The organism is Burkholderia sp. PR2 (genome assembly GCF_052372875.1).
Classification (GTDB): domain Bacteria; phylum Pseudomonadota; class Gammaproteobacteria; order Burkholderiales; family Burkholderiaceae; genus Burkholderia; species Burkholderia diffusa.
In genome coordinates this window covers 907,089-929,758 of record NZ_JBQRWH010000004.1, presented here as the reverse complement: position 1 = coordinate 929,758, position 22,670 = coordinate 907,089, and the positions used below count along the sequence as shown (strand labels likewise).

The following is a 22,670-nucleotide window of genomic DNA, read 5'->3' as shown; positions in this document are numbered from 1 at the left end:
CCGTTACTTGCTGCCGAAGAGGCGCTGCAGCAGGCCCGGCTTCTGATAATCGGTGAAGCGCAGCGGCTTGTCCTCGCCGAGGAAGCGAGCGACGACGTCCTTGTACGCTTCGGCAACGTCGGTGCCGTCGATATGCACCGCCGGCAGACCCTGGTTCGATGCGTGCAGCACGGCTTCCGATTCCGGAACCACGCCGATCAGCTTGATGCGCAGGATCTCGCTGATGTCCTCGAGCGACAGCATTTCGCCTTCGCTCACGCGCTTCGGGCTGTAGCGCGTGATCAGCAGATGTTCCTTGATCGGATCCTTGCCCTCGGTCGCGCGCTTCGTCTTCGACGACAGGATGCCGAGAATGCGGTCCGAGTCGCGCACCGACGACACTTCCGGGTTCGTGACGATCAGCGCTTCGTCCGCGAAGTACATCGCGTGCAGCGCGCCCGCCTCGATACCGGCCGGCGAATCGCAGACGATGTATTCGAAGTCCATCGCGACCAGATCGTTCAGCACCTTCTCGACGCCATCACGCGTGAGCGCATCCTTGTCGCGCGTCTGCGACGCCGGCAGGATGAACAGGTTCTCGCACTTCTTGTCCTTGATCAGCGCCTGGTTCAGGTTCGCTTCGCCCTGGATCACGTTGACGAGGTCATACACCACGCGACGCTCGCAGCCCATGATGAGATCGAGGTTGCGCAGGCCGACGTCGAAGTCGATCACGGCCGTCTTGTGGCCGCGCAGTGCGATACCGGACGCAAAGCTCGCGCTCGTCGTCGTCTTGCCCACGCCGCCCTTGCCCGAGGTCACCACGATGATTTTTGCCATTTACCCAATACCCTGTGTTCGTCAATGAGAGCCGATCGATCCGGCGTGCGCCGCGTGAATCACGTCAGGCGCAGCGGTTCGATCATCAGTTTTTCCTCTTCGAGCCGGATCTGCACCGATTTGCCCAGTATGTCGGCGGGCAACGGGTTCTCGGTCGTTCGATAGATACCCGCGATCGAAATCAGTTCCGGCTCCAGACACGTGCAGAAAATGCGCGCGTCGTGATTACCGTGCACGCCCGCCAGTGCGCGGCCGCGCAACGGCGCGTAGATGTGGATGTTGCCTTCCGCGATGATCTCGGCGCCGTGACTGACCGGCGCAAGCACCACGAGGTCCCCTTTCGCGTAAATCTGCTGTCCCGAACGCAGCGGCCGATCGATCACCAGCGTCTGGCCGCCCGCCTGAATCGGCGTCGGGCCAGGCTCCGGCGCCGGTTCGGCCGCCACGGCAGCCGCCGCGGCAACGACAGGCGCCGGCTCCGCTTCCTCGGCCGGCTTCGCGGTCGACACGCGGCGGTCGCGCGCCTCGAGCAGCGGCAGGCCGGCTTCCCCCGCCCAGCCCTGCGTGGCGAGCGCCACGACGCCCACCGGGCGCATCCGCACGTCGTTCAGCATCTGGCGGATGTCGGCAAGCGCGACGCGTTCGCCGTCCGCGAGGCGGCGAACGTCGATCACGACGACATCATCGGCGAAAAACTCGGGAGTCGCTTCGAAGCGCTTGACCAGTTCGGTACGCAACGCATCGAGATCGGTCGTCTTCACGGTGAACAACAACGTATCGACCGATCCGCTGCGCAGCTCGAAGAATGGCGATTTTTTAAGCGACATGGACACTCTGCAAAAAATTTTTGCGTATTTTACAGGCGTCCACGCGTGCGGCCATTATTTTTGGGGAACCGGGCGGCGACGGTCGCGGCGAGCGCGCAACCGGCAAGCCGGTAGTCGGACGGGCGGCCGGGCCTTCATCGCACCGTGCGGCCCGCGCATTCATGCGTCAGGGCGTGTTGAAGTGCGACACGAACAACGACTTCATCGCGCCGGGCATCCGCGCGATCGGCGCATGCTCGCCCGTGTTGGCGAAACCCGCGCGTTCGTAGAAACGAATCGCGTTGCGGTTCGCATCGGCGATCCATGCGTAGACGTCCTGCGCACCGCGTTCGGCCAGCCACGCGGTGGCCGTTTCGAGCAACAGCACGCCGCCGCGCAGGTGGCGGACCGCGTGCGCGACCCACAGCTCGCTGACGAACGCGCGCCGCTCGGGCGTGTTGTCGAAATACGCGCCAATCATGCCGGCCGGATGACCTTCGGTATACAGCAGGAAAGTCGTCGACTCGTCGGACGCGGCGCGCAGCGCGGCGACGGCCGCCGCCGCGTCGGAATCGACGTTCAGCAATTCGGCCTCCGGCGCTTCACCGGGCGCGTAGGGCTCGCGCAGCGATGCGGCGCGGAGTTCGCGATACACGCGGCCTTGGTCGGCAGCGATACGACGAACGGTCAAGGTCGAACTCATGCAGGCACAGCCCCCTTCGGACAGCAAGCTATTAGCTTCAACCGAAAGCGGGGCATGAGTCAAATCGTAATTTTCAAACGGCAGCGCCGATCGAAAGGCAACAGATGTCGCGCACACGCCGGTGTGCAGGTGCAGCATCGATGCGTCGACGTGCGGCAACGCATGAAACCCGAACTGCGGGACCGGAAGCGTCGCCTCGCTCGCCTTGTCATGCATGGCACTCATGCAGCGAGGGTCCGGCATTTCATCATCGATGCCGTAATGATCCGTTACATGTGTATGCAAAAGAACCGCGCAGCCGGGCGACGTCGCGCCAGACCTGCTGCATCGCAACATTCGTTGCGGACTTCGCCGATGGATGCACGCGTGCGTCACGCCAGGCATTCATCTGACAAGAACGCCGGTCGCGCCAGCGGATCGGCCCAAGACTGCGTGTTTCAATCGCCCCGTGCCGGCCCTTCCCGACCGTCGTCATGCACGGCCCACCGTTTGGAGTTACGCGCCTAGCGCCAGGGTTTGGAAAGCGTGCGTGACGGTCGTATAACTGGCACAACCGGACGACCGATCCGGTGCCGCGGACCCACGACGATTCGAACGACGACAAACGCGTCACTCGGCCGCTGCTCCCGCACACGCGGGAGCCGGCCCCACAAGGAGGGAGACAATGGCAATGACCGACACATCGGCCTCGGGCTGGTCGGATGGCAAACGTTATCTATGGCTGCTCGGCGCGGTGACGATCACGCTGCCCATCCTCTCGGCCCAGCTCGCACTGTCGACGGGCCTTCACGTGTTCTGGTGGTTCGGCCCGCTGTTCGCGTTCGGCGTGATCCCGGTCCTCGACACCCTGATTGGCGACGATCGCGACAATCCGCCCGAAGCCGCCGTCCCGCACCTCGAACGCGAGCGCTACTACCGCTACATCGTCTATCTCGCGACACTGGTCGAATACATCGCGTTCTTCATGTGCGTATGGATCGTCGGTACGCATGCGCTCGCGTGGTACGACTACGTCGGCTTCGCGCTGTCGCTCGGCGCCGCGACGGGCATCTCGATCAACACCGCGCACGAACTCGGGCACAAGACCAACCGCTTCGAGCGCTGGCTCGCGAAAGTCACGCTCGCGCCGGTCGCTTACGGGCACTTCTTCGTCGAGCACAATCGCGGCCATCACGTGCGCGTCGCGACGGCCGAGGATCCGGCGAGCGCGCGCTACGGCGAATCGTTCTGGGCATTCCTGCCGCGCACCGTGACGGGCAGCATCCGCTCGGCGTGGCGGCTCGAGACGGCGCGCCTAGAGCGCCTCGGGCATTCGCCATGGACCTGGCGCAACGAGGTGCTGCACGCGTGGGCGATGACCGTCGTCGTGTGGGGCATCGCGATCGCGATGGCCGGCAAGGTCGTGATTCCGTTCCTCGTGATCCAGGCCGTGTACGGCGCGTCGCTGCTCGAAGTCGTCAACTACGTCGAACACTACGGGCTCGGCCGCCGCAAGCTGCCGAGCGGCCGCTACGAACGCTGCACGCCGCAGCACTCGTGGAACAGCAATCACGTCGTCACGAACCTGTTCCTGTATCAGTTGCAGCGGCACGCCGACCATCACGCGAACCCGACGCGCTCGTACCAGGCGCTGCGCCACTTCGACGACTCGCCGCAACTGCCGGCCGGCTATGCGACGATGATCCTGTTCGCGTACGTGCCGCCGCTCTGGTTTCGCGTGATGAATCCGCGTGTCGTCGCGCACTATGGCGGCAACATGGCGCAGTCGAACATCAAGCCGTCAATCCGCGCTCGCGTGCTCGCGCAGTATTCGACCGCGGCCTGATACGCGACGGTGCGGTCCGATCGCGATCGCGATCGGCAATATCGTCACGCGGCCTGCGGCAGCCTGAACACGGCGACCGCGTGTCGCAGCGCGCTCGCCTGCTCGGCCAGCGCCTGCGTCGCGGCAGACGCCTGCTCGACCAGCGCCGCGTTGCGCTGCGTCGCCTCGTCCATTTGCGTGACTGCGACGTTCACCTGCTGGATGCCGCCGCTCTGCTCCTGCGATGCCGACGAGATCTCGCCGACGATCGACGTGACTCGCTGAACCGCGCCGACGATCTCGTGGATCGATTCGCCCGCGCGGCCGATCAACACCGCGCCCTCGTCGACCCGCCGCGTCGATTGCTCGATCAGCACTTTGATCTCCTTCGCGGCGGCCGCGCTGCGCTGCGCGAGCATGCGTACTTCCGACGCGACGACCGCGAAGCCGCGCCCCTGCTCGCCCGCGCGCGCCGCCTCGACGGCCGCGTTCAGCGCGAGGATGTTGGTCTGGAACGCAATGCCGTCGATGACCGCGATGATCTCGCCGACCTTCGCCGCGCTGGCGGCAATCCCGCTCATCGTGTCGACGGCGTCGGACATCACGCCACCGCCGGCGGACGCAATGTCCGATGCGTCCCGCGCCAGCTGCGCCGCGTGCTGCGCGTGTTCGGCCGACTGGCGCACGATGCCCGTCAGTTCGGTCATGCTGGCGGCGGTTTCCTCGAGCGACGCAGCTTGCGCCTCGGTTCGCGACGACAGGTCGTGATTGCCCGCCGCGATCTGCGCGCTCGCGGACGCGACCGCTTCGGCGTGCGTCCGTACCTCGAGCACGACGCCCGACAGGCTTGCCTGCATCGTCCGCAACGCGCGCAGCAGATCGGCGATCTCGTCGCGACCGACCGCATCGACGTGGCGCGTCAGGTCGCCGTCGGCCACCGCCTGCGCACAGGCGACGGCGCGATCGAGCGGCCGCAGGATCGCGCGGCTGAACAGGTACGCACCGATCATCGCGATGCCGAGCACGATCAGCATCAGCACGACGCTCGCCGCGGTGGCGTGGCTCGCATCGCGGCTCGCTTGCGCTGACACGGCGGCGCTCTCGTCGGCAATCGCCTTCGCCGCGCGCTCGAGCAGCGCGGCGGGTGCACGGTCGACGCCCGCGACGGCCGCATCCCCGGCCGTCGGCTCGAAGCCAGCGGCCTTGAATGCGTCGAACCCGCGCCGGTAGCCGTCACCCATCGCCGCATGCGCGCGCATGAACTGCTCGACGAGCGTGCGGCTCTCGCCGGGCGGCAACTGGTTCACGAGCTGCGCGGCGAGCGTATCGACCGTGCGCTCGCGCGTCTGGAATGCCTGCCAGTACTTGTCGAGCTTGTCGGGCTGCTTGCCGCGCAGCAGTGTGTCCTTCCATTCCTGGACCTGCAGCTTGAACTGCACGAGTGTCGCCGACACGAGCCGCTCGTCGGCGACCCGGGTCTGCACGTCGTTCGCGAACGTATCGATCGAGCGATTGAGGATGCGGATGCCGTACAGCGCGCCGCAGAACATCAGCAGCAGCGCAATGGCGAATGCGAAGGGAATCTTGTAGCTCAGCTTCATTGGACCTTGAATCGACGGGAAACGGCGACGATGCAAAAGACGCTTGCCGCCGCCCTCTGTTAACGGCACGCGAAGCCAAGGCTGAAGCAGGACATCGACAGCGGGAATCCAGCGCACCGGCCGCGAGGAAGACGGCGATCCGGCGACAGTGAGAACCGGGCCGCCTGCAAGCGAGGGAGCATTGCGACTCTGGCGTCGCGCGATCAGGTCGGGCTTGCCGCGTGCGGTCCGGCCGCCTCGATCACGTGTCGACCGGCCATCCAGCGCCGCACTGCGGCGATCGACAGCGCGCCGCACACGATCCCGGCGATCACGTCGGCGAGATAGTGACCGCCCTGCGTCGGCGTCGACGCGATCATCACCGCATTCAGCACGATCGCAGCCGGAAACACGTAGCGGACATGCCGCACCGCATACGCGAACAGCAGCGCCAGCATCACGTGAAACGACGGCAACGACACGAGCCCCTGCGCGTCGGCCAGATTCAGTTGACGGAGCTGCCCGCTGCGCAACAGGTCGTAGTGCGTCACCGTCGATGCGGTGCCCGGGTCGGTGATGCCGAAATGGATGAATGCGCTGGCGGCGGGGAGCGGCACGGAGACGAGCACGACCACGATCACCGCGAACATGAACTGCGCGACGAACTCGGCAAGATCGTCGACGCGGCGGACCGCCGCGAGGATGAACGGCACCGCAAACAGTTGCGGCATGCCGCTGCGATAGGCGAGGTCGAGCATACGATGCAGGCCGGCGTGCGCCGTCACCCATCGGTACAGGTCCGGCCAATGGAAACCGAGCATCGCATCGAAGCGAACGAGATGGTTTTCGATCGACGGCGGGGCGATCGCCACGCAAAGATAGTCGAGCACGGCGACGGCCGCGCTGAGCGTTGCGAGCAGCGCCACGCTCAGTAGCGCGAATGCGAATTCGCGACAGCGCAGCGTTCGCGTGATGTCGCGATAGCGGCGCACACGAGACAGCACGGCAAGGAACGCGCTTGCGGCGAACCCGAGCGCGACGTGCTGCGCGAACTCGACGATGCTGCCAGGATTCACGACCCAATCCGCGTGCATGACGCACAGGCCGGCGGCAAGCACCGTCAGCAATACCGCGCCGGTCAGCATCCCCCAGATTCGCGTGCTCGCTCTCATCGTGGCTTTTGTGTGGTTCGTGTGGCCGGCCCGTACGCCTGCGCGCTATCGTACACCGCCATCGACGCAGCGTTCACTCACGCGCGACCCAAACGAAAAACCCCGTGATCCTTTCGGATCACGGGGCTTCGTATTTTGGCGGAGAGGGTGGGATTCGAACCCACGGTACGGGGAAACCGTACGCCTGATTTCGAGTCAGGTACATTCGACCACTCTGCCACCTCTCCTTCCTTGCTGCTTCATTCCCGGCTGGTCGTGTCCGGGAAAGAAAAGATTATAGAACGATCTCTTTGAAACTCACAAGCCCTTTTTGCAAATTTTTTCGGGGCCTTCGAAGACCGATCGCGGAGCGATCTCACGACGCCTGCGCAGGCGCTTCGATTCGCTCCATGCCGCCCATGTACGGACGCAGTGCCTCCGGCACCGTGACCGAACCGTCGGCATTCTGGTAGTTCTCCAGCACGGCGACGAGCGTGCGGCCGACCGCGAGGCCTGAACCGTTCAGCGTATGCACGAGTTCCGGCTTGCCCTGCGCGTTGCGGAAACGTGCCTGCATGCGGCGCGCCTGGAACGCCTCGGTGTTCGAGCAGCTCGAGATCTCGCGATAGGTGTTCTGCGCGGGCAGCCACACTTCGAGGTCGAACGTCTTCGCGGCCGAGAAGCCCATGTCGCCCGTGCAAAGCGTGATCACGCGGTATGGCAGGCCAAGCTTCTGCAGGATCGCTTCCGCGTGGCCGACCATCTCGTCGAGTGCCGCGTACGAAGTGTCCGGCGCAACGACCTGCACCATCTCGACCTTGTCGAACTGGTGCTGACGGATCATGCCGCGCGTGTCGCGGCCGTACGAACCGGCTTCCGAACGGAAGCACGGCGAATGCGCGGTCAGCTTGATCGGCAGCGCGGCGCCTTCGACGATTGATTCGCGCACGGTGTTCGTCAGCGAAATCTCGGACGTGGAGATCAGGTACTGCGTGATCGTGTTTTCGGCGCCGCCCTTCTCCACGCGGAACATGTCGTCGGCGAACTTCGGCAGCTGGCCCGTGCCGTAAAGGATTTCGGGGTTCACGATGTACGGCGTGTACGTCTCGCTGTAGCCGTGCTGCAGCGTGTGCGTGTCGATCATGAACTGTGCGAGCGCGCGGTGCAGCCGTGCGATCGAGCCGCGCAGCATCGTAAAACGCGCACCGGCGAGCTTCGCGCCGGTTTCGAAATCGAGGCCGAGCGGCGTGCCGACGTCGACGTGATCCTTCACCTCGAAGTCGAACTCGCGCGGCGTGCCCCAGCGGCGCACCTCGACGTTGTCGGCCTCGTCCTTGCCGACCGGCACGCTTTCGTGCGCGATGTTCGGCATGCCCAGCATCAGGTCGGACAGGCGCGCCTGAATCTCGCCGAGCTTGGCCTCCGACGCTTTCATCTCGTCGCCGATCCCACCGACTTCGGCCATGACGGCCGACGTGTCCTCGCCCTTCCCCTTCATCGCGCCGATCTGCTTCGACAGGCTGTTACGGCGCGCCTGGAGCTCTTCGGTACGGGTCTGGATCGCACGGCGTTCCGCTTCGAGCGCGGAGAACGCGGCGACGTCGAGGGTGTAGCCGCGATCGGCGAGGCGCTTCGCGACGCCGTCGAGGTCTTTGCGCAGCAACTGGATGTCGAGCATGGGAGGACTTGGAAAATCGTTGTGTAAGACCGGAATTCTAACGCACCGCGGGGCCGCCACGGCACTGGCCGGATGGACAGTGCCGCAAACGCGCGACGGGCGCGGGCATGTCGCTTCGCCGGCTGCGCGTGTGCAGCCGGCGAAGCGCGTTGCGCGGCGCCGTTGCGCGGCTTGCAACGGTAGCCCCCGCAAGCGCTGACGCGCCCCCGGGCCGCGCGCAGCCGGTCAGTCCTTCTTGCCGGCCTCGCGATCGAGTTCGCGCAGCCACGCGAGCTTGTCGGCGATCTTCGATTCGAGCCCGCGCGGCACCGGCTTGTACCAGCGCGGCTCGCGCATCCCTTCCGGCAGGTACGACTCGCCGGCCGCATAGGCATTCGGCTCGTCGTGCGCGTAGCGATACGCGTGACCGTAGCCGAGTTCCTTCATCAGCTTGGTCGGCGCATTGCGCAGATGCACGGGGACCTCGCGCGACTTGTCCTGCTTCACGAACGCCATCGCCTGGTTGAACGCGTTGTAGCCCGCGTTGCTCTTCGCCGCGCACGCGAGATAGATCACCGCCTGCCCAAGCGCCAGCTCGCCTTCCGGCGAGCCGAGCCGCTCGTAGGTCTCGGCCGCGTCGTTCGCCACCTGCAGCGCGCGCGGGTCGGCGAGGCCGATGTCTTCCCACGCCATCCGCACGATCCGGCGCGCGAGATATTTCGGATCAGCGCCGCCGTCGATCATCCGGCAGAACCAGTACAGCGCGCCGTCCGGGCTCGAACCGCGCACCGACTTGTGCAGCGCCGAGATCTGGTCATAGAAGTTGTCGCCGCCCTTGTCGAAGCGCCGCGCGTTCAGCGTCATCGCGCTGCTGACGAAATCGGCATCGATGGTCGTGACTCTGGCGGACGATGCGGCCGTCTGCGCCTGCTCGAGCAGGTTCAGGAAACGCCGCGCGTCGCCGTCTGCATAACCAATGAGCGTATCGATCGCCTTGTCGTCGAACGCGAGGCCGTCGAGCGCGATTTCCTGCGCGCGCTTGAGCAGCTGACGCATCTCGTCGTCGCTCAGCGACTGCAGCACGTACACCTGCGCCCGCGACAGCAGCGCCGAGTTGACTTCGAAACTCGGGTTCTCGGTCGTCGCGCCAATGAAGGTCACGAGCCCCGACTCGACGAACGGCAGCAGCGCATCCTGCTGCCCCTTGTTGAAGCGGTGGATTTCGTCGACGAACAGGATCGTGTGGCGGCCGGTGCGGTTCAGCGTGTCCCTCGCCTGCTCCATCGACTCGCGGATGTCCTTCACGCCGCCGAGCACCGCGGACAGCGCGATGAACTCGCAGTCGAACGCGAGCGCGGTGAGGCGAGCGAGCGTCGTCTTGCCGACGCCGGGCGGCCCCCACAGGATCATCGAATGCGGCTTGCCGGATTCGAACGCGAGCCGCAGCGGCTTGCCTTCGCCCAGCAGATGCGTCTGGCCGATCACCTCGGCGAGCGTTTTCGGCCGCAGCGCCTCGGCGAGCGGCCGGCGCGGCTCGACTTGAAACAGGTCGGACATGAACCCTCGCTCCAGATCAAACGATGGCGGCCGAACCGGCCGCCGGACCCGACATTATGACAGCCGCACGACGGCACCGCCGGGCCCGGTGCCCGCGCCGGATGCCCGCACGGGGTGCACGCGCCGGGTGCCCGCGCCGGAAAACAAAACGGGCCTGCCGTCGCCGGCAGGCCCGTGTCGGGAAAAGGGCGCGGTGCCGTTCAGCCCGCGATCACGTCCGCGCCCTTCGGCACGACGAACTTGAATGCATCGCTCTTCAGCGGCGGGTTCGTCTGGATGTTCGTGAAGGTGAGCAGCGTGACGTTGCCGAACACGTCATGCAGCTCCATCGCGGCGAGCGTGCCATTGCGAAAACCAATGCCGATCCGCTGGAACTGCGTGTCCTGCGCCTTCGGCAGCATCTCCAGCCACTCGATGCCGCCCTTCTCGCCGGCGTCGCGCAGCGTGTAGTTCTTGTCGAGATCGTTGCTGCCGAACAGGATCGCGGCCGGGCTCGCGCCCAGCGCGCCGTTCAGCTTGCGCTCGGTGACCTGGTTCAGGTCGTGGTCGTACACGTAGAGCTTGTCGCCGTCGGCCTGCAGCACCTGCTGGTACGGCTTCTGGTACGTCCAGATGAACTTGCCCGGACGCGAGAACACGAACGTGCCGCTCGAGTTGTCATTCGGCTTCGGTGCGGCCTGTGCGGCGCTCGCGCCCTTGGCCGGCGCCTTGACGATCTGCTGCGTGAAATCGCCTTTCGCCGAATGCACCTGCGACACGAAAGCCTTCAGTTGCTCGGTGCCGCCCGCGAACGCGTGCGTCGCCGCGAGCATCAGCGATGCGCCGGCGAGCGCCGCGCCGAGCCAGCGCCGCGTCGAACGAAGGGAAGGGACGAACGAAAGTTGCTGCATGTTGCGGTTTTCTCCCTGGGTGGCCGGCGCTGCGTGCGCCGCGGACTCATTCCGCGTCGCGCGCCGGCACAAGAATTTCGCGGTTGCCGCTCGACGACATCGCCGACACGAGCCCCGACTGTTCCATCTGTTCGAGCAGCCGCGCCGCGCGGTTGTAGCCGATCCGCAAATGGCGCTGCACGAGCGAAATCGACGCGCGGCGGTTCTTGATGACGATCTCGACCGCCTGGTCGTACAGCGGATCAGACTCGCCGCCGCCTTCGCCGGTTCCCGCGCCGGCCGAACCCTCGTCGCCGTCGGCGGTGCCGCCCTCGAGCAGCCCTTCGACGTAGTTCGGCTCGCCCTGCTCCTTGAGCTTCTCGACGACGCGATGCACTTCGTCGTCGGCGACGAACGCGCCGTGCACGCGCACCGGCAGGCCGCTGCCCGGCGGCAGGTACAGCATGTCGCCCATCCCGAGCAGCGATTCGGCGCCCATCTGGTCGAGAATCGTGCGCGAATCGATCTTCGACGACACCTGGAACGCGATCCGCGTCGGCACGTTCGCCTTGATCAGGCCGGTGATCACGTCGACGGACGGACGTTGCGTCGCGAGGATCAGGTGGATGCCGGCCGCGCGCGCTTTCTGCGCGATCCGCGCGATCAGCTCCTCGACCTTCTTGCCGACGACCATCATCAGGTCGGCCAGCTCGTCGATCACGACGACGATGTTCGGCAGGCGGCCGAGCGGTTCGGGATCGTCCGGCGTCAGGCTGAACGGATTCGGGATCTTTTCCTCGCGCTTTGCCGCTTCGTCGATCTTGTTGTTGTAGCCCGCCAGGTTGCGCACACCGAGCTTGCTCATCAGCTTGTAGCGGCGCTCCATCTCGGCGACGGTCCAGTTCAGCGCATGGCCGGCCTGGCGCATGTCGGTGACGACCGGACACAGCAGGTGCGGAATGCCCTCGTAGACACTCATTTCGAGCATCTTCGGATCGATCAGGATCAGGCGCACCTGCTCGGCGGTGGCCTTGTAGAGCAGCGACAGGATCATCGCGTTGATCCCGACCGACTTGCCCGACCCGGTCGTGCCGGCGACCAGCAGGTGCGGCATCTTCGCGAGATCCGCGCACACCGGCTTGCCGCCGATGTCCTTGCCGAGGCTCAGCGTCAGCGCCGACGAAGCGGCCGCATAGACTTCCGAGCCGATGATCTCGGACAGGTGGACCGTCTGGCGGCGCTGGTTCGGCAGCTCGAGCGCCATGTAGTTCTTGCCGGGGATCGTCTCGACCACGCGGATCGACACGAGCGACAGCGAGCGAGCAAGATCCTTCGCGAGGTTGACGATCTGGCTGCCCTTCACGCCGGTGGCCGGCTCGATCTCGTAGCGCGTGACGACCGGGCCCGGATACGCGGCGACGACGCTCGCCTCGACGCCGAAGTCCTTCAGCTTCTTCTCGATCAGGCGCGACGTGAATTCGAGCGTATCGGCGGAAATCGCTTCCTGTGTCTGCGGCGCGGGATCGAGCAGCGACACCGGCGGCAGCGTCGAATCGCCCGGCAGGTCGGTGAACAGCGGCACCTGGCGCTCACGCTCGACGCGCTCGGACTTCGCCGGCGTGACGACCGGCGGCACGATCGTCACGGGCTCGTGATCCTCGATGCGCACGCGCTCCTCTTCGACCTTCCCCTCACGGCGCACGGCCGCGGCCTCGCCGAGCTTGCGGTCGCGTTCGGCCTCGCGGCGCAGCTTCGCGACGTTGACGGCGGACAGGATCGCGCCGCCGACGCGCTCGGCAACTGACAGCCACGAGAAGCGGAAATACAGCGACAGGCCGATCGCGAGCAGGATCAGGAGCAGCAGCGTGCCGCCGGTGAAGCCGAACGCGTGCGACATCGCGCCCGCCACGGCCTCGCCGATCACGCCGCCCGGCGCGCGCGGCAGTTGCACCTTCAGCGACCACATCCTCAGCGCCTCGATGCCGTCGCACGCGAGCACGACGAGCACGAAAGCGAAGATCTCGGTGAGCCAGCCGATCGGCCGCTCGGGTTCGTCGGCGACGGCCTCGTGACGCGTGATGCGCCGGTAGTTGACCGCGATGCGCCGCCCGAGCGGCACGATCAGCCAGTAGGCCGACAGCCCGAACAGCAGCAGGATGATGTCGGCCGTCCACGCACCGACGCGGCCGGCCCAGTTCGAGATGTGGTCCACCTGCGCGGCGTGCGTCCAGCTCGGATCGCGCCGGCTGTAGCTCAACAGGGCCATCACCAGAAAAGCGCAGAGCGCGACCTGGAGAATCCAGCGGATCTCCGTGAGGAGCTTCGACATCCGGTGCGGCAACGCCTGTGCCTGGGCGGAATAAGGAGCTTTTGCCATGAATCCGTATAAAGAGGACGGGCCGCGCGCCCGCCTGTCGTTCGATCGCGCTTATTGTAAACGCTGCATCGGGCCGCCAAGTGTAAATGACGGTTACATAACAGGGACGGGGTGCCAAACCGGGCGCCTCAAGCGACCGCAAGCCGGACGGACGCGCCCTTGCCGGGGCCTGCGACATCGCGCCGCCGCCCACCCGGCCCGCCGCGCCGGCCCGGGAGGCGCGCCGCGAAACGCTATCGTCACGATTGAAACTCTCGTTCGGCAGCGCAGCAACGGGGCCTTTATAATGCGCGTCTGATACCCATCTATGACGGCATCCCGGTCAACCCGGATCGTACGGCGGGCCTACCCCTCCCGCCGCGGCCGCCTTTTACGGATTCGCACATGTCCACGCCCAAACACGCCAAAGTCCTGATTCTCGGTTCCGGCCCCGCCGGCTACACGGCTGCCGTCTACGCGGCACGCGCCAACCTGTCCCCGGTGCTGATCACCGGCATCGCGCAGGGCGGCCAGCTGATGACCACGACCGACGTCGAAAACTGGCCGGCGGACGCGAAGGGCGTGCAAGGCCCGGAACTGATGGCACGCTTCCAGGAGCACGCCGAGCGCTTCAACACCGAAATCGTATTCGACCACATCCACACCGCGAAACTGCACGAAAAGCCGATCCGGCTGATCGGCGACTCGGGCGAATACACGTGCGACTCGCTGATCATCGCGACCGGCGCGTCCGCGCAGTATCTCGGTCTGGCTTCCGAGGAAGCGTTCATGGGCAAGGGCGTGTCGGCCTGCGCGACCTGCGACGGCTTCTTCTATCGCAACCAGGAAGTCGCGGTGATCGGCGGCGGCAACACGGCCGTCGAGGAAGCGCTCTACCTGACGGGCATCGCGAAGAAGGTCACGGTGATCCACCGCCGCGACAAGTTCCGCGCCGAGCCGATCCTGATCGACCGCCTGCTGGAGAAGCAAAAGGAAGGCGTCGTCGACATCAAGTGGGATCATGTGCTCGACGAGGTGACGGGCGAGGAGTCGGGCGTCACGGGCCTGCGCATCAAGAACGTGAAGACCGGCGCGACGGAAGACCTGCAGGTGCAGGGCGTGTTCGTCGCGATCGGCCACAAGCCGAACACCGACCTGTTCCAGGGCCAGCTGGAAATGAAGGACGGCTACATCCTGACGAAGAGCGGCCTGCACGGCAACGCGACGTCGACGAGCGTGCCGGGCGTGTTCGCCGCGGGCGACGTGCAGGACAACGTGTACCGCCAGGCGATCACCAGCGCGGGCACGGGCTGCATGGCCGCGCTCGACGCGCAGCGCTACCTCGAAAGCCTGCACGACAAGAAGTAAGCCGGGAGCCTTGCCGCGGCGGGCGCTACAATGGCGTCCGCTGCCGCGAAGCGGGCTCGACCGGAAAGCCGCTGCCGCCGCGCAGCGGCTTTTTTGTGCCCGCGCGCCCGAACGCGCCTGCCCTGTTACCGAATCATGGCAAAGAACCAGCCCCATCCGAGCGATCCCGCGAAGCGGCAGATCGCCGCCCGTCCCGCGAACCCCGCGCCCGCCGCGCCGCCGCCCGCGCCCGATCCCGCCGCGTTGCGCGGCCAGGGGCTCGCCGGCCTCGGCGCATTGCGCAAGTCGCTGCAAGGCGAAGCCGATCGCCGCGACCGCGAGCGCATCGAAACGGCCAAGGCCGAGCGCAAGGCGGAAGCCGACGCGAACCTGTTCCGCAACGAGATCGGCGCCGTCCGGCCGCTGAACGCACCGCCGCGCGCGGCGGCCGGCCGCACGCCGCCCGATCCGGTGCCGAAGCAGACGCAGCGCGACGAGGAAGCCGTGCTGAACGCGACGCTGTCCGACGAATTCGATCCCGAGACGCTGCTCGACAGCGACGACTCGCTGTACTACCACCGCCCCGGCATCAGCCGCGACGTCGTGCGCAAGCTGAGGAGCGGCGCGTGGATCGTGCAGGCGCAGATCGACCTGCACGGCATGCGGCGCGACGAAGCGCGCGATGCGCTCGCCGAATTCATCCGCGAAGCCGGCAAGAAAGGGCTGCGCTGCCTGCGCGTGATCCACGGCAAGGGGCTCGGCTCGATCGGCAAGGAACCCGTGCTGAAAGGCAAGGTCCGTGCGTGGCTCGTCCAGAAGGAAGAAGTGATCGCATTCTGCGAGGCGCGCGGCCACGATGGCGGCGCGGGCGCGGTGCTGGTGCTGCTGCAGCCGTTCGCGGCGCCGGGCGACCGGGGGCCGCGTGCCGCATCCTAGGCTGACGCTCGCGATCGCGATACTGGAAGCAATCGCCACGCTGGCATTTGCGATCTCGGGCTTCATCGAGGCGCGCAAGAACCGCCTCGACTCGGTCGGCACATTCGTGGTGGCGCTCGCCACTGCGTTCGGCGGCGGCACGCTGCGCGACATCCTGCTCGAGCGCCGGCCGTTCTACTGGGTCGTGCACGACGACTACGTGATCGCGATCTTCGTGCTCGCGCTGTTCGCGCCGTTCGTGCTGCGCATGCTGTCGCGGCTGTCGGCCGAGCGGTTGCTGCTCGTCGCCGATGCGATCGGGCTCGGCATCTTCAGCATCTCGGGCACGTCGATCGCGCTCGACGCCGAGATGCCGCGCTTCATCGCGGTGATGATGGGCGTGATTACGGGCGTGGTCGGCGGGATCGTCCGCGACGTGCTGTGCAACGACATCCCGCTGATCCTGCGCGATTCGCGGCCGTACGCGACCTGCGCGTTCGTCGGTTGCTGGTTCTATCTGCTGCTCGTGTGGCTGCAGTTCGATTCGGTGTACAGCGTGCTGCTCGCGACCGGCTTCATCCTCGTCGCACGGCTCGCGACTTTCAAGTTCGACGTGCGGTTGCCGCACTGACCGACGCCGTGCCGCCCCGCGCCGCAATGCCGTGCCTGGCCGGGACGCCAGAACAAAAGGGGCCGCTCAAGACGGCCCCTTCACTTTCGTTCAGCGCATTCGCGTCCTCACGCGATCCGCTCTTCCGACACCGGATCGAACAGCACCGCTTTCGACACGTCGAACAGCAGCGACTGCGTCTGCCCCGGCTGCGGATTCGCGGCCGGATGCACGCGACTCACGATCCGCTTGCCGTTGACCTGCGCGAACACGTGCGTGTCCGGCCCGGTCGGCTCCGTCACGTCGACGCGCACGTCGATCGGCTGCAGCTGCGACGTCTCGCCGTGGTGCGCGTTGCGCACGTCGGTGATCCGCTCCGGGCGCAGGCCGAGGATCACCTCGCGGCCGACATGGCCGTTCATTCGCTTCGCGTCGAACGGCAGGTTCAGCGCGCTGCGCGCGAGGCCCGTGTCGATCTCGAGCGCGATCCCGCTGCCCTGCTCGACCAGCTTGCCGTTGATGAAGTTCATCGGCGGCGCGCCGATGAAGCCCGCGACGAACAGGTTCGACGGCGAATCGTAGATCTCCTGCGGCGCGCCGAACTGCTGGACCACGCCGTCCTTCATCACCGCGATCCGGTCGCCGAGCGTCATTGCCTCGATCTGGTCGTGCGTCACGTAGACGATCGTCGTGCCGAGGCGCTGGTGCAGCAGCTTGATTTCCGCGCGCATCTCGATGCGCAGCTTCGCGTCGAGGTTCGACAGCGGTTCGTCGAACAGGAACAGCGACGGATCGCGTGCGAGCGCACGGCCCATCGCGACGCGCTGGCGCTGGCCGCCCGACAGCTGGCCCGGCTTTCGGTCAAGCAGATGCTGGATCTGCAGCATCGACGACACGCGCTCGACGATCTGCTGCTGCTCGCTCTTCGGCACCTTGCGGATGTTCAGGCCGAACGAGATGTTCTCGCGCACCGTCATCGACGGATACAGCGCGTACGACTGGAACACCATCGCGATGTCGCGATCCTTCGGCGACAGGTCGTTGACGACCTTGCCGTCGATGCAGATCTCGCCGCTCGTCACGGTTTCGAGCCCGGCAATCATGTTGAGCAGCGTCGACTTCCCGCAGCCCGACCCGCCGACCAGGATCAGGAACTGTCCGTCCTCGATCTCGATGTCGACACCCTTCAGGACCGGCACCCCGTTCGGGTAGGTCTTGTACACGTCACGGATGGAAAGGCTTGCCATGCTGTGAATCCTCTGTCTCGTCTCGCGCGGCGCACTGCGGCGCCGCGTCGGGTTCGTTTCGATGCGCCGCGCGTCGTGCGCGGCCGGTTCGTCGTTTCGGATGAAACCGCGCTTACCCCTTCACCGCGCCCGCCGTCAGCCCACGCACGAAGTAGCGGCCGGCGACCACGTAGACGAGCAGCGTCGGCAGCGCGGCGATGATCGCGCCGGCCATGTCGACGTTGTATTCCTTCACGCCCGTCGACGTGTTGACGAGGTTGTTCAGCGCGACCGTGATCGGCATCGAATCGACGCCGGAGAACACGATCCCGAACAGGAAGTCGTTCCAGATCTGCGTGAATTGCCAGATCAGGCACACCATGAAGATCGGCAGCGACACGGGCATCAGGATCTTCGTGAAGATCGTGAAGAAGCCCGCGCCGTCGATGCGCGCGGCCTTCACGAGCTCGGCCGGCACGCTCACGTAGAAGTTGCGGAAGAACATCGTCGTGAACGCGATCCCGTACACGACGTGCACGAACACGAGGCCCGGAATCGTGTTGGCGAGGCCGAGCATCCCCTGCAGGCGCGCCATCGGCAGCAGGATCACCTGGAACGGAATGAAGCAGCCGACCAGCATCATCGTGAACAGCGCATCCGCGCCGCGAAAGCGCCAGTGCGTGAGCACGTAGCCGTTGAACGCGCCGATCAGCGACGAGATCAGCACGGCCGGGATCACCATCTGCAGCGAGTTCAGGAAGAACGGCTTCATGCCGTCGCAGCGCACGCCGGTACACGCGCCGCTCCACGCCTTCACCCACGGATCGATGGTCCAGTGCGTCGGCGGCGTCAGCAGGTTGCCGGTGCGCAGCTGGTCGAGATCCTTGAAGGACGTCGACAGCATCACGTAGATCGGGAACAGGAAATACAGCGCGAACAGGATCAGCGCCGCATAGATCACTGCCCGGCTGATCGTCATCTTAGGCTGCATTGCGGGTGCTCCTCGATTCCATATACATCAGCGGCACCAGCACGGCGACCACGGTCGCGAGCATCATCACCGACGACGCCGCGCCGAGCCCAAGCTGGCCGCGGTTGAACGAAAACGTGTACATGAACATGGCCGGCAGCGACGACGACGTGCCGGGGCCGCCCGCCGTCAACGCGACCACCAGGTCGAAGGTCTTGATCGTGATGTGGCAGAGAATCAGCAGCACCGAGAAGAACACCGGGCGCATGCTCGGGATCACGATCTTGCGGTAGATGGTCGGCAGCGTCGCGCCGTCGACCTGCGCGGCCTTGAAGATCTCGGCGTCGACGCCGCGCAACCCGGCGAGGAACAGCGCCATCACGAAGCCGGTCGACTGCCACACCGCGGCGATCACGATACAGAAGATCGCCTTGTCCGGATCGTCGAGCCAGCCGAACGAGAAGCTCGTCCAGCCCCAATCGTGCATCACTTTCTCCAGGCCGAGGCCCGGGTTCAGGATCCACTGCCATGCGGTACCCGTGACGATGAACGACAGCGCCATCGGATACAGGAAGATCGCGCGCAGCGCGCCTTCGTTGCGGATCCGCTGGTCGAGCAGGATCGCGAGGAACAGCCCGAGCGCGACGCAGATCGCGATGAACGGAATCCCGAACCAGCCGAGGTTCGCGGCGGAGGTCCACCACACGTCGTTCTGAAACAGGTCCGTGTAACGGCCGAAGCCGTCGAATTCGTAGTTCGGCAACAGCCGCGAGTTGGTCAGCGACAGATAGCCGGTAATCAGAATGAAGCCGTAGATGAACACCACGGCGATCGCGAGGCTCGGCGCGAGCACGAGCTTCGGAATCCAGCGATCGGCGAAGGCCGACATCGGCGACGTGCGCCGTGCGGCGGCAGCGCCGGATCCGTTTCCGCTAAGAGGGGCAGCCACTTGATTCGACTCCTGGAACGAGGGTGACGCAGGCCGGGCCGGCGCCGGGTACGGCACGGGCTTCGCGGGCGAGCCCGTTTGCTGCACTTGCAAAAACGCCCGGCCGACGAAGTGCTACCGGCCGGGCGCCTATCGCGTTTTACTTCACCTTCGCGGCTTTCGCGAGCGCGGCGACCGCGCTCTTCGAATCCTGCTGCGAGTTCATGAACTTCGTCACGACGTCGGTGATCGCGCCGGCCGTTGCGTCGCCCTGCGCCATCCCGTGCGCGAGCGACGGCACGAAGCCGCCCGACTTGATCGCGGTCTGCTCGTCGGCGTACGACTTCTTCGCGCAGTCGTCGAACTTGTCCATCTTCACGCCGAGACGCACCGGCACCGAACCCTTCAGCAGGCTGAACTGCTCCTGGAAGGCCGGCGTCATGATCGTCTTCGCGAGTGCGAGCTGGCCCGGCGTCGCTTCCTTCTGGCCCTTCTGCTGGAAGAACACGAACGAGTCGACGTTGAACGTGTACGAATTCGCCGTACCCGGCACCGCCGCGCAGATGTAGTCCTTGCCCGCCTTCTTGCCGGCGTTCTCGAACTCGCCCTTCGCCCAGTCGCCCATGAACTGCATGCCGGCCTTGCCGTTGATGACCATCGCGGTCGCGAGGTTCCAGTCGCGGCCGTTACGGCCGGTATCGAAGTAGCCCTGGATCTTGCGCACCGTGTCGAACACGGACAGCATCTGCGGCGAGGTCAGCGTCGCCTGATCGAGATCCACCAGCGCCTTCTTGTAGAACGCCGGGCCCTGCGACAGCACGACGTCTTCCCACAGCGTCAGGTCCTGCCACGGCTGGCCGCCCATCGCGACCGGCTGGATGCCCGCGGCCTTCAGCTTGTCGGCGACCGCGAAGAATTCCGGCCAGGTGGTCGGCACCTTCGCGCCGACCTTGTCGAGCGCGGCCTTGTTGATATAGAGCCAGTTCACGCGATGCACCGAGAACGGCGCCGCGACGGTGTGGCCCTTGTACTTGATGATCTTGTCGATTTCCGGCGGCAGGTTCTGCTTCCAGTCGCCAGCGGCGGAATCGATGTTGACGAGCACGCCCTGGTCGGCCCAGTCCTGGATCAGCGGGCCCTTGATCTGCGCGGCCGACGGTGCGTCACCGCTGATCACCTTGGTCTTCAGCGCGGTCATCGCCGCGGCGCCGGCGCCGCCCGCGACCGCGAAGTCCTTCCACACGTAGCCCTGCTTCTGCAAGTCGTCCTTCAGCACGCCGACGGCCTTCGACTCGCCGCCCGAGGTCCACCAGTGCAGCACGGTTACATTCTCGGCCGCCTGCGCCGCCACGGCGCCAGCCATCAGACCCGCGGCGCAGAGCGCGCCCATGATCGAGCGAACTTTCATTACTTATCTCCTCCAGACTGAATCAACTCGTGAGGTTCCCCGACGGGGAACCGGCTTCTTGATAAACGACGGGGAAATCGAGCCGCGGGACGCATGCAGCGTACGGGGCCGATGACCGGCCGGGCTCTTACAGAAAGCGTGAATCGAGATTCAACGGCGTGTCTCCTCTTTGTGTTTCTGGCCCGCCGCGATGCCGCGGCGCGAGCCCGGGGGCGACGGCGCGCGGACGATGCGCACCGTCAATGTCCGATAACATTCGGCACAAGGCGTTCCCGAAGGCGAAGCTCGCGCAGTTCATCGACCGCACTTCTTTTTTTCTTCACCCAGGTGCTACCCCTTGCGGCGGATTGTAGTTAAACTACAATTCAGTGTCAAAAATATTTTTATCGCACTACGGATCGCTTCCCAGCACCCCAACCGGCGGAGACACATGCATACCGATTCCAGCTTTACCTTCGTACTTTTCGGCGGCACCGGCGACCTGTCGATGCGCAAGATCCTGCCCGCGCTGTTCGAAGCGCACCGCGGCAACATGCTCGCGGAAAGCGGCCGGATCGTTGCCGTCGCGCGGCACGAATCGGATCGGGCCGGCTATCTCGAGTGGGTCGACACGCACGTGAAGCCGCACGCGGCGAAAGCCGCCGGCAAGGCCTTCGACGAAACCGCGTGGAAATCCTTCCTCGAACGCATCGAATACGTAAAGCTCGACCTCGGTCGCGCGGAGGACTACGTCGTGCTGCGCGACGCGGTCGCGCAGCTTCCCGGCATCCGCGTGTTCTATCTTGCGACGGGGCCGTCGCTGTTCGTGCCGATCTGCAAGGCGCTCGCGTCGGTCGGCCTGAACGAAGGCGCGCGCATCGTGCTCGAGAAGCCGCTCGGCTACGACCTGCGCTCGTCGAACGCGATCAACGACGCGGTCGGCGAGATCTTCGCGGAAGACCAGATCTACCGGATCGACCACTACCTCGGGAAGGAGCCGGTGCAGAACCTGCTCGCGCTGCGCTTCGGCAATGCGCTGTTCGAGCCGCTGTGGCGCCGCGAATGGGTCGAGAGCATCCAGATCACGATCGCCGAGGAGCTCGGCGTCGAGGCGCGCGGCGATTTCTACGACAATACGGGCGCGCTGCGCGACATGGTGCAAAACCACCTGCTGCAGCTGCTGTCGATCGTCGCCATGGAGCCGCCGCATTCGATGGACTCCGACTCGGTGCGCGACGAAAAGCTGCGCGTGCTGCGCGCGCTGAAACCCGTCGATTCGCGCGACATCGGCAAGGTCGCGGTGCGCGGCCAGTATCATGCGGGCGTGATCAAGGGCGCGCAGGTGCCGGCCTACGCGACCGAGCCTGGCGTGAAGCCGGACAGCCCGACCGAAACCTTCGTCGCGCTGAAGGTCGAGATCGAGAACTGGCGCTGGGCCGGCGTGCCGTTCTTCCTGCGCACCGGCAAGCGTCTTGCCGATCGCGTCGCGGAGATCGTCGTCAACTTCCGGCCGGTGCCGCACTCGGCCCTCGGGCCGACCGCGCTGCGCGCCGGATCGAACCGCCTCGTGATCCGGCTGCAGCCGAACGAGACGATTCGCCTGTACTGCCTCGCGAAGCAGCCCGGCGAAGGGATGAACCTCGCGAGCGTGCACCTCGACCTCGCGTTCGACCGTTTCTTCAAGGAAGGGCAGATGGAGGCGTATCAGCGCCTCTTGCTCGACGTGATCAACGGCCGCCTCGCCCTGTTCGTGCGTCGCGACGAACAGGAAGCCGCGTGGCGCTGGGTCGAGCCGATCCTGAACGAATGGGCCCGCTCGCTGAAGCCGCCGAAGCCGTATGCGGCAGGCACGTGGGGGCCGGCCGCGGCGAGCGCGATGCTTGCGCAGCACGGCACCTGCTGGCTCGAAGAAGAAAACTGATGCAAACCGTTGCCGTGTGCACACGACAACGTGCCCCATGATTCGCACGAATTGAACAGACAAA

General features: G+C 65.9%; 18 protein-coding genes and 1 tRNA gene. 5 read left to right on the top strand and 14 right to left on the bottom strand.

Annotated elements, in window-relative coordinates:
• Positions 1-3: 3 nt before the first annotated feature.
• The 3 genes from minD to ACT2FV_RS21470 form a co-directional block, all read right to left on the bottom strand.
• A complete protein-coding gene (gene minD, locus ACT2FV_RS21480; protein WP_034182973.1) occupies positions 4-819 on the bottom strand; it encodes a septum site-determining protein MinD in 816 nt (271 codons plus the stop codon).
• Between the two features lie 59 nt (positions 820-878).
• Positions 879-1,646, bottom strand: a complete 768-nt coding sequence (gene minC, locus ACT2FV_RS21475) for a septum site-determining protein MinC (RefSeq protein ID WP_444504756.1) — start codon at positions 1,644-1,646, stop codon at positions 879-881.
• A gap of 166 nt (positions 1,647-1,812) precedes the next feature.
• Complete coding sequence (locus tag ACT2FV_RS21470) at positions 1,813-2,466, bottom strand: GNAT family N-acetyltransferase (RefSeq protein WP_226114236.1); 654 nt, start codon at positions 2,464-2,466, stop codon at positions 1,813-1,815.
• A gap of 526 nt (positions 2,467-2,992) precedes the next feature.
• Here ACT2FV_RS21470 and ACT2FV_RS21465 point away from each other — a divergent pair.
• Positions 2,993-4,153, top strand: a complete 1,161-nt coding sequence (locus ACT2FV_RS21465; protein ID WP_444504755.1) for an alkane 1-monooxygenase — start codon at positions 2,993-2,995, stop codon at positions 4,151-4,153.
• 44 nt (positions 4,154-4,197) lie between these two features.
• Here ACT2FV_RS21465 and ACT2FV_RS21460 read toward each other — a convergent pair whose 3' ends face one another.
• The 7 genes from ACT2FV_RS21460 to ACT2FV_RS21430 all read right to left on the bottom strand — a co-directional run bounded on the left by ACT2FV_RS21460 (position 4,198) and on the right by ACT2FV_RS21430 (position 13,323).
• Positions 4,198-5,733 carry a methyl-accepting chemotaxis protein gene (locus ACT2FV_RS21460; protein ID WP_151050996.1) on the bottom strand — a complete coding sequence of 512 codons (1,536 nt, stop codon included), beginning with the start codon at positions 5,731-5,733 and terminating at the stop codon, positions 4,198-4,200.
• Between the two features lie 203 nt (positions 5,734-5,936).
• On the bottom strand, positions 5,937-6,884 hold the full coding sequence (locus tag ACT2FV_RS21455) for a phosphatase PAP2 family protein (RefSeq protein WP_444504754.1): 948 nt from the start codon (positions 6,882-6,884) through the stop codon (positions 5,937-5,939).
• 136 nt (positions 6,885-7,020) lie between these two features.
• Positions 7,021-7,111 (bottom strand) — tRNA-Ser (locus tag ACT2FV_RS21450).
• Positions 7,112-7,239: 128 nt separating this feature from the next.
• Positions 7,240-8,541 carry a serine--tRNA ligase gene (gene serS, locus ACT2FV_RS21445; protein ID WP_226113817.1) on the bottom strand — a complete coding sequence of 434 codons (1,302 nt, stop codon included), beginning with the start codon at positions 8,539-8,541 and terminating at the stop codon, positions 7,240-7,242.
• Between the two features lie 225 nt (positions 8,542-8,766).
• Positions 8,767-10,077: a replication-associated recombination protein A gene (locus ACT2FV_RS21440; protein ID WP_059605319.1), complete on the bottom strand. Its 1,311-nt coding sequence runs from the start codon at positions 10,075-10,077 to the stop codon at positions 8,767-8,769.
• 200 nt (positions 10,078-10,277) lie between these two features.
• The gene (gene lolA, locus ACT2FV_RS21435; protein ID WP_124623532.1) at positions 10,278-10,967 is read right to left on the bottom strand and encodes an outer membrane lipoprotein chaperone LolA; all 690 of its coding nucleotides are present in this window, start codon (positions 10,965-10,967) and stop codon (positions 10,278-10,280) included.
• A 46-nt stretch (positions 10,968-11,013) separates the two neighbouring features.
• Positions 11,014-13,323, bottom strand: a complete 2,310-nt coding sequence (locus ACT2FV_RS21430; RefSeq protein WP_124623535.1) for a DNA translocase FtsK — start codon at positions 13,321-13,323, stop codon at positions 11,014-11,016.
• Between the two features lie 384 nt (positions 13,324-13,707).
• Here ACT2FV_RS21430 and trxB point away from each other — a divergent pair, with 384 nt between their 5' ends.
• The 3 genes from trxB (at position 13,708) to ACT2FV_RS21415 (ending at position 16,195) form a co-directional block, all read left to right on the top strand.
• Positions 13,708-14,670, top strand: coding sequence for a thioredoxin-disulfide reductase (trxB, locus tag ACT2FV_RS21425; RefSeq protein WP_059680789.1), 963 nt, complete (start codon positions 13,708-13,710; stop codon positions 14,668-14,670).
• A 135-nt stretch (positions 14,671-14,805) separates the two neighbouring features.
• Positions 14,806-15,585 carry a Smr/MutS family protein gene (locus ACT2FV_RS21420; RefSeq protein ID WP_059605331.1) on the top strand — a complete coding sequence of 260 codons (780 nt, stop codon included), beginning with the start codon at positions 14,806-14,808 and terminating at the stop codon, positions 15,583-15,585.
• A complete protein-coding gene (locus ACT2FV_RS21415; RefSeq protein ID WP_059605334.1) occupies positions 15,572-16,195 on the top strand; it encodes a trimeric intracellular cation channel family protein in 624 nt (207 codons plus the stop codon). Before ACT2FV_RS21420 ends, ACT2FV_RS21415 begins: the two co-directional genes overlap by 14 nt.
• Before the next feature lie 107 nt (positions 16,196-16,302).
• On the opposite strand, the gene ACT2FV_RS21410 is transcribed toward ACT2FV_RS21415, so the two are convergent.
• The 4 genes from ACT2FV_RS21410 to ACT2FV_RS21395 all read right to left on the bottom strand — a co-directional run bounded on the left by ACT2FV_RS21410 (position 16,303) and on the right by ACT2FV_RS21395 (position 20,706).
• Positions 16,303-17,421 carry an ABC transporter ATP-binding protein gene (locus ACT2FV_RS21410; protein WP_444504753.1) on the bottom strand — a complete coding sequence of 373 codons (1,119 nt, stop codon included), beginning with the start codon at positions 17,419-17,421 and terminating at the stop codon, positions 16,303-16,305.
• 112 nt (positions 17,422-17,533) lie between these two features.
• A complete protein-coding gene (locus ACT2FV_RS21405) occupies positions 17,534-18,391 on the bottom strand; it encodes a carbohydrate ABC transporter permease (protein WP_124623544.1) in 858 nt (285 codons plus the stop codon).
• Positions 18,381-19,319 (bottom strand): carbohydrate ABC transporter permease, encoded by a 939-nt coding sequence (locus tag ACT2FV_RS21400; protein WP_059509685.1) that lies wholly within the window; start codon positions 19,317-19,319, stop codon positions 18,381-18,383. The genes ACT2FV_RS21405 and ACT2FV_RS21400 overlap by 11 nt, the downstream gene beginning before the upstream one ends.
• A 139-nt stretch (positions 19,320-19,458) precedes the next feature.
• Entirely contained in the window at positions 19,459-20,706 is a 1,248-nt protein-coding gene (locus tag ACT2FV_RS21395; protein ID WP_059605341.1) for an ABC transporter substrate-binding protein, read from the bottom strand.
• A gap of 430 nt (positions 20,707-21,136) precedes the next feature.
• Here ACT2FV_RS21395 and zwf point away from each other — a divergent pair, with 430 nt between their 5' ends.
• A complete protein-coding gene (gene zwf, locus ACT2FV_RS21390; RefSeq protein ID WP_124904341.1) occupies positions 21,137-22,606 on the top strand; it encodes a glucose-6-phosphate dehydrogenase in 1,470 nt (489 codons plus the stop codon).
• Positions 22,607-22,670 lie beyond the last annotated feature (64 nt).